We start from the raw sequence: 13,023 nt of genomic DNA, 5'->3' as shown, positions 1-13,023 counted from the left end.
ATGGACCAAAAACCGTTTATTTCAGTGAGTATTAAAACACTCAATGAATCTAAATGTATTGAGAAGACGATTGACAGTATCCGTAAGCAGCTTATTGATTATCCACACAAAATTATTGTGGCAGATAGTCTGTCAACGGATAACACCCAACAGCTTGCGATCGATAAAGGGGTGACCGTAGTGTCCTTAACTGACCCTGGCGATCGCTGCTGTGGCGTCGGGCACCAGTTAGGTTATCTGTATAGTGAAGGGGATTATCTGCTGCTGATGGACGGCGACATGGAACTGGAAGAGGGCTTTGTGGATCAGGCGGTCGCGTTTTTGCAGGCCGAACCAGAATATGCAGGCGTTGCGGGAACCGTTGAAATGGACGATGCCGTTAACTATGAATTTAAATCGCGTAAGCAACGCATTAATAAAATCTATCCACTCGGGGATAGCGATCATCTGGGTGGCGGTGGGCTGTATCGTCGGTCGGCAATTGAAAAAATTGGTTATCTGACTAACCGTAATTTGCACGCGTATGAAGAGGCTGAACTGGGCCTGCGTTTAATCGAAGCAGGCTATAAACTGCGGCGTCTGGATATTCCTTACTTCAGCCATACGTCACATACGCTGCCGACGTTTAAGATGCTGGCGCGGCGCTGGACCAGCGGTTATTACCAGGCACCGGGTGAGCTTTTGCGTTGTAGTTGGGGGAAGCCTTGGTTTTCCCAGTCATTCAACATCGTGAAGAATGAGGCGGTATTTGCGCTTTACCTTATTCTCTTATTTGTGGCGCTGCTCAGTTTAAATATCAATGTGTTTGCCGTTGCGCTTCTACCATTACTGGCGTTTGCTTTGTTGAAGATTGTGCAAAACCGCTCGTTAACAGATGGGCTGCAAAGCGTTATTAATTTAATCGTACGCTCAGCGGGGCTGATCAAAGGTATTTTTTATCCGGTACGCGATCCGCTGACTCCGCCTAACAGTAAAATCATTCATGAATAACCGGGGCAGGCGCCATGAAAGTATTATTGGTTAACAAGTTTTTTTTCATCAAAGGCGGCGCGGAAACGGTTTATTTTCAAGAGCGCGATATGCTGAAACAGGCCGGAGTGCAGGTTATTGATTTCTCTATGCATCATGAAAATAATTTCCCCTCGGACTATGCGGATTATTTTGTCAGTAATGTGGACTACCACAAAGCGAGCAATCTGCTGGGCGGTATCAAAACGGCGGTTAACTTTATTCATAATTCGCAGGCCTGCAAAAAAATGCTGGCGCTATTAGAAAAAGAGCGCCCGGATATTGTCCACTTTCACAACATCTACCATCAGTTAACACCGGCATTGATTAAAGTTGCGCGCAATTTTGGCTGCAAAACGGTGCTGACTGCGCATGACTATAAGATTGTGTGCCCCGCGTATTCCATGCTGCGCGACGGCAAAGTGTGCGATTCCTGTATTACCGGAACGGTTTTCAACGCCTTCAGGTATCGTTGTCAGGAAGGTTCAGCCTCAAAAAGTTTACTGCTCTCCCTGGAGGCAACCTGGCAGTACATTGCACAAAACTATCAGGCACTGGATGTGATTGTTTCACCAAGCGTTTTTTTACGCGGTGTTTTGCTGCGCACGCTGCCAAATTCGCGCATTGATGTCATCGTCAATGGCGTTGATGATAGCCGTCCCCTGGCCGAAGTAAGCGATGAAGGCTATATGCTGTACTTTGGCCGTCTGAGCCGTGAAAAGGGCGTGGCAACGTTGTTGGCAGCGCATAAAAAAATGCGGAACAGAGCGCCGCTGAAAGTTGTGGGGCACGGTCCGTTGCATGATGAATTAGCCGCCAAATACCCTGATGTTGATTTTTTAGGTTATGTGCAACAAGGGGAGGCGCTCGATAAGCTTATTAAGCATGCGCGAGCGGTGATCCTGCCTTCAGAATGCTATGAAAACTGTTCTATGGCGATATTAGAAGCGATGTCCTTAGGCAAACCGGTTATCGGGTCGCGCATCGGCGGTATACCGGAACAAATTCGTGACGGTGTCGAAGGGATTTTATTCGAACCGGGTAATGTGCATGAGTTAGCCAATGCGATGGACGCTCTGGCTGACTCGCCTGAGAAGGCGAGGAATATGGGCTTACAAGGTCGTGCACGGTTGAGTGAAAAATATGCGCTGAGTAAACATATGGATACCCTACAGGCGCTGTATAAAGAACTGCTGAGCAGGCCATAGTATGAGTAAAAAAATAACGGTTTTTGGAACGCGTGGTATTCCCGATGTATTGGGTGGTGTGGAGACACACTGTCAGAATCTTTATCCTGCCATTAAACGGCAGTTCGACGTGGATATTTGCGTGATCGCTCGCTCGCCATATGTAAATTACAAACTATCGGTATATAAAAAAGTCGAAACCTACGCGCTGTGGGCACCCAAAAAGCGCTCGCTGGAAGCTATTGTCCATTCCGTTATAGCGGCGTTTAGGACACGTATCGACCATTCGGATATTGTGCATGTCCATGCTATCGGCCCTGGCCTTGTGATCCCACTCTTACGCGTGATGGGTAAAAAGGTGGTTTTTACCCACCACGGGCCCGATTACGATCGGCAGAAATGGGGATATGTAGCCAAAAAAATATTGTTGCTGGGTGAGCGTTGGGCGGTGAGATATGCCAACGAGGTGATTGTGATTTCTGAAGTTATTAATCAACTGATCCAGAAAAAACACGGTCGCTATGATGCGCATTTAATTCACAATGGCGTGAACGAGCCGCGGTTATTATCACAGCTCACCATCGACAATACGCTCTCCCGCTTTGGGCTGCAGCCGAAAAACTACCTCGTGGTGGTTGGGCGGTTTGTGGAAGAAAAAGGGATGCATGATGCCATCGCCGCTTATCAACACAGTGGTTTGACCATACCGTTAGTACTAATTGGCGATGCGGATCATCCGACCGAATACAGCGTGCGCCTCAAAAAGCTTGCCGCCGACACGCCAGGTGTTGTGATGACTGGTTTTTTACGTGGTGACGAACTTCAGGCGGTGTTTTCGCAGGCTAAATTGTTTGTGATGCCCTCATACCATGAAGGATTGCCCATTGCGCTGCTGGAGGCAATGTCATTTTCTCTTCCGGCCGTCGTCAGTGATATTCCGGCTAACCTTGAAGTTCAACTGCCCGCCGAGGCCTATTTTAAGGTGGGTGATGTAACCGGTCTGGCTGAAAAATTAGGCCAAGGGGCAACAGCAAATAGCGTGGACTATGGTGTATATTTGCAAAACTACAATTGGCATGAAATCGCCAAAAAGACGGTTAACGTCTACCACTCCATTGATAAAGATATAGGTTAATTTTGACCAGTCCTCAAAATCGTCCTCCTGCCATCGAACGGTTTTACGCTCACCTTGATGAGCGGATAGCGGAGGAATTGACCCCTGAACAAAAAGAAGGGGTGGAAAAAGCGCTCCTTGCTACAACCCTGACTTCGCGGCATCAGATCGATATTCGCAGAAGCTTTCCTTTTTTCAGCAAGCGTTATTATCTGGTTTTTTTGTTTGGCAGAGATTTACGCCGCCAGCATCGCCAGGAATCAACCCTGTCGAGAATGTTGCTCACTTTTTTGCTGCTGATTGCCGTGCTATTCGTCACCTGCTGCATATTGCTGACGCTGTATATGATCAAATCCGCGTTAGGTATTGATGTGTTCCAAAATTTTCACGTAGGTATCTGGGACTGGTGGTTAAGTCTGAAAGACCGCTAGCGTTAACAAATTGGTGGAGGACGTCTTTGCGATGAAGCGTAAATGGGTTTGTGCGTTGTTGTGCATGTTTTTCCCGCTGACGGTTATGGCCGCATTGACGACCGTTACCCCCAAAGCATTGACGGGCCCGTTAACCAATCCGGGGATTGGCGTGGCAAGTTTTCATCAGGGATACGGTGAAACGCTGGGGCTGGCGGACTATCCCAATACCGGATTTGAATACGAGCGTTTTTACTGGCGGGATCTGGAGCCAGTCGAAGGCCAGTACAATTTTGCGTTGGTGGATGATGCCTTTAAATACGCGGCGGCACATCGCCCTGCGATGAATGTCGGGCTACGCTTTATGGCTCTGGCAGAGCCGGAAAGCGGTTCGCAAATTCCTGACTGGCTGATTAAAAAAGGCGTGAAAGGAACCTGGACGCCGGATAAAAAGACATTTGCCCCGGATTTAGACGATCCTCTGTTTATTCAATACAGTCAGCGTCTGTTGAACGCATTTGGTAAGCGCTACGATGGTAATGAGAATCTCGCGTTTGTTGATATTGGCATGGTGGGATCGTGGGGAGAATGGCATAACAGCAACTTCCCGAACCTGAAGCCATTACTGGAGCGATACACCACGGCGCAACTGGATCGCTACGTCGCGATGCACTTTTCTGCTTTTCCAGTGACGCCAAAAACCATGCTGATAAGCGGCGGTCAAAGTCTGGCGAATGCGGTGGCGCGTGGGGCAGGATGGCGTGCGGACTGTTGGGGAGACCTACGCGTATTTTCAGACTCCTGGAACCATATGGCTGATGATTACCCGCAGCGATTGCTGGCTGCACAGCAGAGTTATTCAGGGTTCAACGACGCCTGGAAACGTGCGCCGGTGAGTCTGGAGATCTGCTCGTATATGCAGGACTGGAAGAACACCTTTCACTATACACGTGCTGAAGTGCAGGGGATTTTTGACTGGGCGGTCAAGCAGCACGCCAGTACCATTAACCTGAAATCGAGAACGATTCCCAGCGACTATCGACCGATGGTCGACGATGCGCTGACCAAATTGGGCTATCGATTTCGCCTTGCGTCCCTGAGTCATGAGCCCGTGTGGGATAGCGGACAAACGCTGACATTAAACAGTACCTGGTACAATGAGGGTATCGCACCGATTTATCTGCCTTACATGCTGGCATTCCGGGTCGTAGACAGCGCCAATAAGGCGGTGGCACAGGGGAATTCCGCGGAGGATATTCGCCGCTGGCTCCCCGGTAAGTATCAGGTCAGTTATGCGTTATCTATGCCAGGCCGACTGGCGAAAGGGCAATACGCGATTGAGGTTGCGATGCTGGATAAGTCAGGGGCGGCGAGAATTAACTTTGCCAATGAAGGGAAGCAGAGCAGCGGCTGGTACCGGGTGTCAACAATAACGGTACGCTAGTCAGACACAGCAGCGAGCCTGACGGTCAGGCTCGCTGCTGAGAACATTAAATTTGATACCCATTCGGGTTATTTTTTTGCCAGTTCCAGGTGTCACGCATCATTTCATCAAGGTTGTAGATGGCCTTCCAACCTAGCTCTTTGTATGCCAGCGATGGGTCAGACCAACATTCGGCAATATCTCCGGGTCTTCTGGCGACAAACTGATAGTTTATTTTTGTCTGCGCCGCTTTTTCAAACGCCTCAATCAGATTAATTACGGAATAACCGACACCGGTACCGAGATTAATCACTTTGTAAGCCGCGCCTTTGTTCTGGCAATCCAGCGCGGCTAAATGACCGGTCGCCAGATCCATGACGTGAATATAATCACGCACACCGGTACCATCAGGGGTTGGATAATCATTACCGTACACCGACACGGTTTCCAGCTTACCAATCGCGACCTGGGAGATATACGGAACCAGGTTATTAGGGATACCGTTAGGATCTTCACCAATCCGACCTGATGGATGGGCGCCAACCGGGTTGAAATAGCGCAGACAGGTAATGCGAAAATCGGGTTGTGCACGTGAGAAATCGGCCAGAATTTGTTCGACCATCAACTTAGACGTGCCGTACGGATTAGTGGTACCACCCGTGCGTGATTGCTCGCTCAGCGGTACGCTTTCTGGATTACCATATACCGTGGCAGATGAGCTAAAAATGAAACGATTAACGCCAGCGGCCAGCATCTCATCCAGTAAAACCAGCGTTCCGGTAACGTTGTTTTCATAGTAGGCGAGGGGCTCTTTTATCGACTCTGAAACTGATTTGAGTCCCGCAAAATGAATGACATCGGTGATGTTATGGTCGGCGAAAATGTTTTTTAATGCCTGCCTGTCGAGAACATCGGCGATATAGACAATGGGCTCTCTTCCGGTGAGTTCCGCGACCCTGTCCAGCGAGATTCTGCTGGCGTTCGCCAGATTATCGATGACTACGACATCATCGCCTCTTTCCAGTAGCGTTAACACAGTATGTGAACCAATATAACCTGCACCACCAGTGACAAGAATTGCCATACAGACTCCAGATAAACGGGGATTGATTCACGCCAGTACCATAGAGAACGCGTTATTGGTAACGTTTGGTAAGGTAATAATTGCGATACCTCACCATGCATTTATAAGAAATTTTTTTAAGTATAGATAAAAAGCTGAATTTGTTTATTTTTGTATCATAAACAATATAGTTATTTGAGAAGTTCAGCGTGTGGACGCCGTCACTGTGGTTGATCGACGAATTGATTTGTTCGATCAGAGTTTCAGCAAAATTAGTGTCGTTTAGTGTCACTAATTCTTTGATATATATTGACTTTCCATAAGTTTCAGGCGTGCACTCCTGTGTAAGGAAGTACATTTTATTTTCGACCTGATAGGAGGCACCTGCACCTCGATGATGGGGATTGCTCACCTTCAATGAGGGGGTAATCCGCTGCCATTGTCCATAAATATGATCTGCTGAATGAATAATTATTTCGTTATCCATCGTGGTGGACAACAGATAACAGGTTTCATTAATTGAGATAAATACGTTGTCGGTTAATTGGGTATCAGAGATTAAAACTTTAACTTGCTTCCAGCGTGCAGGGAACTCAGTTGACTGAAACAGTATTACCTCTTTTCTTTCTGAAGACTCGGGGATCATGAACAGTTGATCGTTGATATGTATCAGATAAGGGAATGACAAATGACACTGTAAGTCGTCAAAGCCTTCAAGCCTAATATCTTCAAGTTCAACCAGTTCACGGTCAAGAACGCGACATCGTAGCGTGCCTTTTGAGTTGCGAAAGCTAAGAGCTTCATAGAAAACATACAGTTTATCGTCTTTTTCAATCAGAAAAGGATCGGCCTGAAATGTATATTTCTTTTTTAACTGCTGCGCAGTGGATTTGCTTAATATCTCCAGAGTGTTGTCGGGGAATGAGTGTGTACCATTATCCTTAATAAGCATGATGTCCCACGACTCATGATAAAATAACTTATCCATTATTCTTTTTATTTTTGTTTGCATTTGCACCTGATCCTTTTTATCGCCAGCACCATGTATGAACAGCTGTTTGCGACTCAGTGAATGAGCCTGTCGCAATGTTGTATAAATGTGCGAAAACCGATGTGGAACACCAGTGGCTACTTTAAAACTAGTCGCAAGCCCGTTTTTTGTCCACTAACAGAAATAGGGAGAGGAGATGTCCAGAGCATCCTTGCTCCAGTGGGGGAATTACTCGAAATGCACCTGCGGGTTATCTGCAAGGGAAACGTAGGTTTTGCTGTTTTTATCCAGGGTACGGATTTCACCGCTTTCGATGTCATACACCCAACCGTGCAGACGAAGCGCATTATTGCGCAGCCCAACCGCGACACAAGGATGCGTTTTAATGTTGTTAAGCTGTGCGATAACGTTCTCTTCCACCATGGCATTAACTTTATCGATTGGGTTATCCCAGGTTTTTTTATCGACCACGGCTTTCGCGGCATCGGCATAGTGCAGCCAGTGAGCGACAGCGGGCATCGGATCCAGGGGCTGGCTATCGGCAATGGCTTTCATCGCGCCACAATTGGAGTGACCGCAGATGACGATATCCGTTACGCCAAGTGCGACAACCGCGTATTCGATGGTTGCGGATACACCACCCGGTTCCGGACCAAATGACGGTACGATATTACCGGCGTTGCGGATAACGAAAAGCTGTCCTGGATCTTGCTGAGTAACGAGTTCTGGTACCAGGCGGCTATCGGAACAGGAGATGAAAAGTGCCTTAGGATTCTGGCTGGATGCCAGGCTGCGGAAGAGTTCCTTGCGTTGAGGGAAAATCTCTTTTTGGAAGTTGAGGAAGCCCTCGATGATATGTTGCATAGCAGTGTCTCTTGTCTCTGTTTAAGCAGGTTATGATGAAGATCACACTTTCCAGTTTAACACCAGCCGACAGAAGGGAAAGACTTTATAGCAGTTCAGCAACATCTTTGGATAATTTTGCCCCACCGTGGCAGGGCAAATCGTGTGATGTACGCTATGCGTTTTGCCATTTCTGGTATGCCGCTTTTAGCCGGTTCATCGCTTCTACCAGTACCGGGCGTGGGCAGCCAACGTTGAGTCTCATGTGCCCCTCTCCACCGGGACCATATTGCGCCCCAGGTGACAGGCCAAGCCTGGCGTCATGCACAAAAAAAGCGCTTAGCTGCTCATCGCTGAGATCCATTTTTTCCGCATTCAGAAACAGAAGATACGACGCGCCGCCATACACAATGGAAATCAAGGGACAGTACTTTTCGATTTCACTTTTTACAAACGCTACATTGTCGGCCAGATAGGCCAATAATTTCTGGTGCCAGTCGGCGCAATGGGTAAAGGCGCTGTAAATGGCCGCCTGCTGCAATGAATGGGTCTCTGCAAGGTAGCAGTTATCCAGAAAGTGGTAGAACTGATGGCGTAATTCATCATTCTTAATAATGGCGATTCCGCCCTGGATCGCCGCCGTATTGAAGGTCTTGCTGATGGAAGTAAGCACGATTGACCGACTATCTGGCGCTTCATCAACAGTAAAAAACGGCAAATGGCGCTTTCCTGGCAGGGTTAAATCACTGTGCACTTCATCAGACAGAATGATGACGCCAGCCTGCTGGCAATAGTGGCTTATTTTTTCCAACGTTTCCCGCGACCACACCATTCCACCTGGATTATGCGGTGAAGGGAACAAAAACATTTTGCACTGCTTGAGTTTCTCGCTGAAATCATGCCAGTCAAATTCATAGTGCCCGTTTTTCTCAATGAGGCGCGTCTGAATCAAATTCCTGCCGCTGGTGTTTACCAGATTAGGATAGGGATCATAGATTGGCGTACAGGTTAAAATATTATCGTCTGGACGGGTAAGCGCCATTAAAGAGAGTACGATAGTTTTTATAACACCGGGAATAAAATGTAACCAGTGTGCCTTGATATCGGCATCATACTGTTGTGCATACCAATGAATAACAGATTCTTTCCATTGTGGATAATCCAGGTTATAGCCTTGCACAGGCTGCGATACCACCGAACGCAGCGTGCTCATGATTGGCTCTGGTGTCGCAAAATCCATATCTGCAATCCACAGCGGTAATACATCGGTGGTACCGTACATCTGTTGTAATTGCCCGTATTTGCGACAATTAACATCCCTTGTGACAATATCATCAAACAAAGACATTGTTGACTCCTGGAAAGTCTCTGAAAATAGTGTAAGCAACGCAAAAGCGAAGAATGTTTATGTATATCTAATGGATATATTTAATTTACCCTGGTGATAGCTAATATTTGGCTATTTGGTAGTTTATGATTTTTGCTCAACCATATTCTCAGTGGCTTCATTGGGCTCATATTTAGCAATGCCAATACCGGTTGCCGCCCACAGTAGGGCAAAGATGACGCCGCTGTAACAGAGGATTGCCCAGGGCAAGTAATCAAGCGTGGCAACGCCCAGCATAGTGGCGCAATAAACGCCTGAGGCAGACCAGGGGATAATCGGTTCGACAACGGTTCCGGCATCTTCAGTGGTTCGTGAGAGGTTTTTTGCCGCAAGACCTCGTTTTTTGTACTCCTCTTTAAAGGCATCACCGCACAGCAGCAACGGTAAGGTCCCATTTGCCGTGCAGGCACAGATGGTAAATGTCGTCACAATCGTGGTAGCCACCAGGCGGAATGTGGATTTAACGCCTTTTGTCAGCGCGTTTATCACGGTGTGCAGAGAGCCTGTCGCACTCATTGCCCCGGCAAAGCTAAAGGCGCTGAAAACGGTAACGAAGCTGCTAAACATTGAAATAGCGCCGCCTCGCTCCAGTAAGCGGGAAACATCGGAAGACAGTGTCGGCAGATTATCTCCGGTAAGCATTGCGAGCTTAAAGCCACTGACAACGGATTCGCCGACAGAGGATGCCGTGAATTGCTGAAAGACTAACGCCAAAATCATTGAGACTATCGTAGATAAAAAGAGCATCGGAATGGGCGGTCTTTTTGACAGTGAGCCATATAAAACGATGATCGGCGGGAGTAGCAGCAGAATATTAAAGTGATAAATCTGACCAATAGAATTCATCAAGTTGGTAATGTTTTCAGGCGCGCTGGACGAGGCATCAATGCCCATGCCCATATAGCTGTAAACGACGCAGCAAATAATAAAACCCGGGCCGGTAGTCCACAGCAGGTGGCCGATATGCGAGTACAGGTTTACCCCGGCAGCCAGTGCAGCCATGTTGGTTGAATCAGAAACCGGTGAGAGCTTATCACCAAACCAGCAGCCTGAAACAATAGCACCAGCGGCAATGGGCAGCGAGACATTCAGACCAATCGCTACGCCAATCATGGCAATACCAACGGTCCCGATAGAACCCCAGGAGGTACCGGTGCATACTGAGATCAGTGCTCCCAGCATAAATGCCGAAATATAGAAATACTGCGGATTAATCCACTTCAGACCATAATAAATCATCATTGGAATAGTGCCTGACACCATCCATGCGCCAATTAAGAAACCGATACTGGCGACGATTAATATGACCGGCAGCGCTTCAGATATTTTATTGCAAATAGATTGTAGAATGTCCTCCCATGTATAGCCGTGAGCGATGGCTATAAATGAGGCGGTTGCCGTTCCCATCAGGATCATGGGCTAAGCTCGAATATTGAAGATAAAATATCCGATACTAATCCCGCCCAGCATGACTACCATGGGTAAAACTGACCAAAAGAAAGACAATGGCTTTCTGTTGTTGGCGGTGCAGTTATTTAATTCCATAATTCCATCCCAATCGTTAATGGTTGAACACGTCAAATAAATACCTGCTACAGGTCACTCATGTCTGAGCAACATAGTTGCCAGAGTTCATGGCTGAACCCTATTTTATTAACTGCCGCAGATTATCTTTTTTGACCTGCTATTCTGGTGCTTATATTTAGTAGTAAGGTAAGAGAACGTTTGGTGAATAAATTACCCCTCGGTATAAGGTGAATGATGTCGGCGTTGTTGACTCAATTTTCGATACTGCTGTGGCGGCATGCCGACGTATTTATGGAACGAGCTGTAAAATCGACTGCTGGAGCGAAAACCTGCAATTGTAGCGATATCCAGAATTGTTTTATCCGTATCGCTGAGTAAAGCCCGCACATGGTTAATGCGCATCGCGGTAATATACTGTTTCATCGTCAGTTGCATCACCCGATGAAAAATACCCATTGCATAATTGGGATTGAGCTTAACGTGTTCGGCAATAGCATCAACCGTAAGCTGTTTGTCGCAGTTGGCGGCAATAAACTCCAGCATCTGGCTGACGTAAAACTGTGAATGCCGTGAAATACTGTTTTTCTGGGTGCGCGACGTTTTGTTACCCAGTACCGGCCGCCAGCCAGCGAGGCTAAAGCGCTTGAGCATTAGCGCGATTTCATCAATGGCTAACTGGCGAATTTGTTCGTTATCGCTATTGAGTTCATTTTGCCAACGCTGTACTTCAAACGCGCTCAGCTGCTGTGAAGCCAACGAAGTAATCACCATCCCGTGGGTTACGTGATTAATCAGCTCCCTGTCCAGCGGCCAGGATAAAAACAGATGCATCGGTAAGTTGAAGATGGCCATCTGTTTACAGTGCCCGGCATCCGTGAGTTGATGGGGAGTACAGGCCCAGAACAAGGTGATAAAACCCTGTTTGCTCTTCACCACTTCGTCATTAAAGAGATACTCCACATCACCATCAAATGGCACGTTCACCTCAACCTGGCCATGCCAGTGGCTGTAGGTCATAGCCAGCGGCGCCCGCAGTTCGACATCCATACGCTGATACTCTGAATAGAGCGCCAGCGGACTTCGCGACTTTTTCTCATAGCTGCGACACATATGTGGGTCGAGCGGCAGCTGCGGGGTACTTTTTGCCATTATGGTTGGGTTCCTGGATAGTGATACCGGCCATGGGGTAACGCCAAAGCATGAACATAGCTTAACCGAAAAAAAACGTCGTTTTCTCTCCATTTTCGCGAAGTTATTCCCAAAAACTCAGATCCTGTGCCTGTCGCTTGCCGATCTGAGATATCGGGAATGGTGAGCTTTAATCTTAAAAGCGCTCAATCATAAGGGACTTTGCAGTACCTGACGGATGCGGCGCGGGAGGCTCACAAACCGTACAGTTTTATTTTTCTATAGAGCGTGGCAATGCTGATCCCCAGTTCTGTCGCAGCTTGTTTTTTCCCCTCAACGCTTGAACCGAATCGCTGCATGACGTTTTCGATAGCTTCTCTTTCCGCCTGTTTTCCTTTGCTGTCAAGCTGACGGGGTTGCGCGGCCATTGTCGTTTTTCTACCGTCAGCGGCGGTGAGCAGGTAAGGGGGAAGATGGCTGTCTCTTGTGGCTCTGCTGTTCCAGAGCCACATTAAGGATGACGGAAATAAGTGATTTAGAGCCTATCCCATTAGGGAAGGTGCGAATAAGCAGGTCATTTCTTCCCAAGCTGACTCGCTGATTAAAATTTCGCGGATCTGGGCCGATTTTTTTCCCGCAAACACATCGAATCAGCCTATTTAGGCTATTTTTTCCACCATTTCTGGCGNTATTTCCGGTTTTTACTGAGATCTCTCCCACTGACGTATCATTTGGTCCACCCGAAACAGGTTGGCCAGGGTGAATAACATCGCCAGTTGGTTATCGTTTTTCAGCAGCCCCTTGTATCTGGCTTTCACGAAGCCGAACTGCCGCTTGATGATGCGAAACGGGTGCTCCACCCTGGCACGGATGCTGGCTTTCATGTATTCGATGTTGATGGCCGTTTTGTTCTTGCGCGGATGCTGCTTCAAGGTTTTTACC

Annotated in this window: 12 protein-coding genes and 1 pseudogene; 5 read left to right on the top strand and 8 right to left on the bottom strand. The window is 47.7% G+C overall.

Annotated elements, in window-relative coordinates:
* The 5 genes from OGX94_RS18750 to OGX94_RS18730 are packed head-to-tail and all read left to right on the top strand — an operon-like array spanning window position 1 to window position 5,163.
* The gene (locus OGX94_RS18750) at window positions 1-990 is read left to right on the top strand and encodes a glycosyltransferase family 2 protein (RefSeq protein ID WP_125112806.1); all 990 of its coding nucleotides are present in this window, start codon (window positions 1-3) and stop codon (window positions 988-990) included.
* Window positions 991-1,004: 14 nt separating this feature from the next.
* Window positions 1,005-2,216 (top strand): glycosyltransferase family 4 protein, encoded by a 1,212-nt coding sequence (locus tag OGX94_RS18745; protein ID WP_257662014.1) that lies wholly within the window; start codon window positions 1,005-1,007, stop codon window positions 2,214-2,216.
* 1 nt (window position 2,217) lies between these two features.
* Entirely contained in the window at window positions 2,218-3,330 is a 1,113-nt protein-coding gene (locus OGX94_RS18740; protein WP_125112804.1) for a glycosyltransferase family 4 protein, read from the top strand.
* Between the two features lie 2 nt (window positions 3,331-3,332).
* Window positions 3,333-3,740, top strand: a complete 408-nt coding sequence (locus tag OGX94_RS18735) for a hypothetical protein (protein WP_003826052.1) — start codon at window positions 3,333-3,335, stop codon at window positions 3,738-3,740.
* 31 nt (window positions 3,741-3,771) lie between these two features.
* Complete coding sequence (locus OGX94_RS18730) at window positions 3,772-5,163, top strand: DUF4832 domain-containing protein (protein ID WP_125112803.1); 1,392 nt, start codon at window positions 3,772-3,774, stop codon at window positions 5,161-5,163.
* 46 nt (window positions 5,164-5,209) lie between these two features.
* On the opposite strand, the gene galE is transcribed toward OGX94_RS18730, so the two are convergent.
* The 8 genes and pseudogenes from galE to OGX94_RS18690 form a co-directional block, all read right to left on the bottom strand.
* On the bottom strand, window positions 5,210-6,226 hold the full coding sequence (gene galE / locus OGX94_RS18725) for a UDP-glucose 4-epimerase GalE (RefSeq protein WP_003826055.1): 1,017 nt from the start codon (window positions 6,224-6,226) through the stop codon (window positions 5,210-5,212).
* Window positions 6,227-6,278: 52 nt separating this feature from the next.
* Complete coding sequence (locus OGX94_RS18720; RefSeq protein ID WP_206160031.1) at window positions 6,279-7,217, bottom strand: glucosamine inositolphosphorylceramide transferase family protein; 939 nt, start codon at window positions 7,215-7,217, stop codon at window positions 6,279-6,281.
* Between the two features lie 207 nt (window positions 7,218-7,424).
* Window positions 7,425-8,060, bottom strand: coding sequence for a carbonic anhydrase (locus tag OGX94_RS18715; protein ID WP_003826059.1), 636 nt, complete (start codon window positions 8,058-8,060; stop codon window positions 7,425-7,427).
* A gap of 154 nt (window positions 8,061-8,214) precedes the next feature.
* Window positions 8,215-9,387: a MalY/PatB family protein gene (locus OGX94_RS18710; RefSeq protein ID WP_149334859.1), complete on the bottom strand. Its 1,173-nt coding sequence runs from the start codon at window positions 9,385-9,387 to the stop codon at window positions 8,215-8,217.
* A gap of 123 nt (window positions 9,388-9,510) precedes the next feature.
* Window positions 9,511-10,833 (bottom strand): Na+/H+ antiporter NhaC, encoded by a 1,323-nt coding sequence (gene nhaC, locus OGX94_RS18705; protein WP_286569750.1) that lies wholly within the window; start codon window positions 10,831-10,833, stop codon window positions 9,511-9,513.
* Between the two features lie 330 nt (window positions 10,834-11,163).
* The gene (gene melR, locus OGX94_RS18700) at window positions 11,164-12,102 is read right to left on the bottom strand and encodes a transcriptional regulator MelR (RefSeq protein WP_257662013.1); all 939 of its coding nucleotides are present in this window, start codon (window positions 12,100-12,102) and stop codon (window positions 11,164-11,166) included.
* Between the two features lie 233 nt (window positions 12,103-12,335).
* A pseudogene (locus OGX94_RS18695) lies at window positions 12,336-12,560 on the bottom strand (helix-turn-helix domain-containing protein); the annotation flags it as partial.
* A 222-nt stretch (window positions 12,561-12,782) separates the two neighbouring features.
* On the bottom strand, window positions 12,783-13,023 hold a 241-nt coding region (locus OGX94_RS18690), incomplete at its 5' end, for an IS5/IS1182 family transposase (RefSeq protein ID WP_031493805.1).

Source organism: Citrobacter sp. Cpo037, assembly GCF_030332945.1.
Lineage (GTDB): Bacteria > Pseudomonadota > Gammaproteobacteria > Enterobacterales > Enterobacteriaceae > Citrobacter > Citrobacter portucalensis.
The sequence above is the reverse complement of the archived record's forward strand: the minus strand, read 5'-3'. Positions and strand labels throughout refer to the sequence as shown.

What these genes read in the sequence shown, in the direction of transcription:
- OGX94_RS18740 (WP_125112804.1), top strand. Translation starts at nt 2,218, where the DNA reads ATGAGTAAAAAAATAACGGTTTTTGGAACGCGTGGTATTCCCGATGTA.
- OGX94_RS18715 (WP_003826059.1), bottom strand. Translation starts at nt 8,060, where the DNA reads ATGCAACATATCATCGAGGGCTTCCTCAACTTCCAAAAAGAGATTTTC.
- OGX94_RS18710 (WP_149334859.1), bottom strand. Translation starts at nt 9,387, where the DNA reads ATGTCTTTGTTTGATGATATTGTCACAAGGGATGTTAATTGTCGCAAA.
- OGX94_RS18745 (WP_257662014.1), top strand. Translation starts at nt 1,005, where the DNA reads ATGAAAGTATTATTGGTTAACAAGTTTTTTTTCATCAAAGGCGGCGCG.
- OGX94_RS18720 (WP_206160031.1), bottom strand. Translation starts at nt 7,217, where the DNA reads ATGCAAACAAAAATAAAAAGAATAATGGATAAGTTATTTTATCATGAG.
- OGX94_RS18730 (WP_125112803.1), top strand. Translation starts at nt 3,772, where the DNA reads ATGAAGCGTAAATGGGTTTGTGCGTTGTTGTGCATGTTTTTCCCGCTG.
- OGX94_RS18750 (WP_125112806.1), top strand. Translation starts at nt 1, where the DNA reads ATGGACCAAAAACCGTTTATTTCAGTGAGTATTAAAACACTCAATGAA.
- galE (WP_003826055.1), bottom strand. Translation starts at nt 6,226, where the DNA reads ATGGCAATTCTTGTCACTGGTGGTGCAGGTTATATTGGTTCACATACT.
- melR (WP_257662013.1), bottom strand. Translation starts at nt 12,102, where the DNA reads ATGGCAAAAAGTACCCCGCAGCTGCCGCTCGACCCACATATGTGTCGC.
- nhaC (WP_286569750.1), bottom strand. Translation starts at nt 10,833, where the DNA reads ATGGGAACGGCAACCGCCTCATTTATAGCCATCGCTCACGGCTATACA.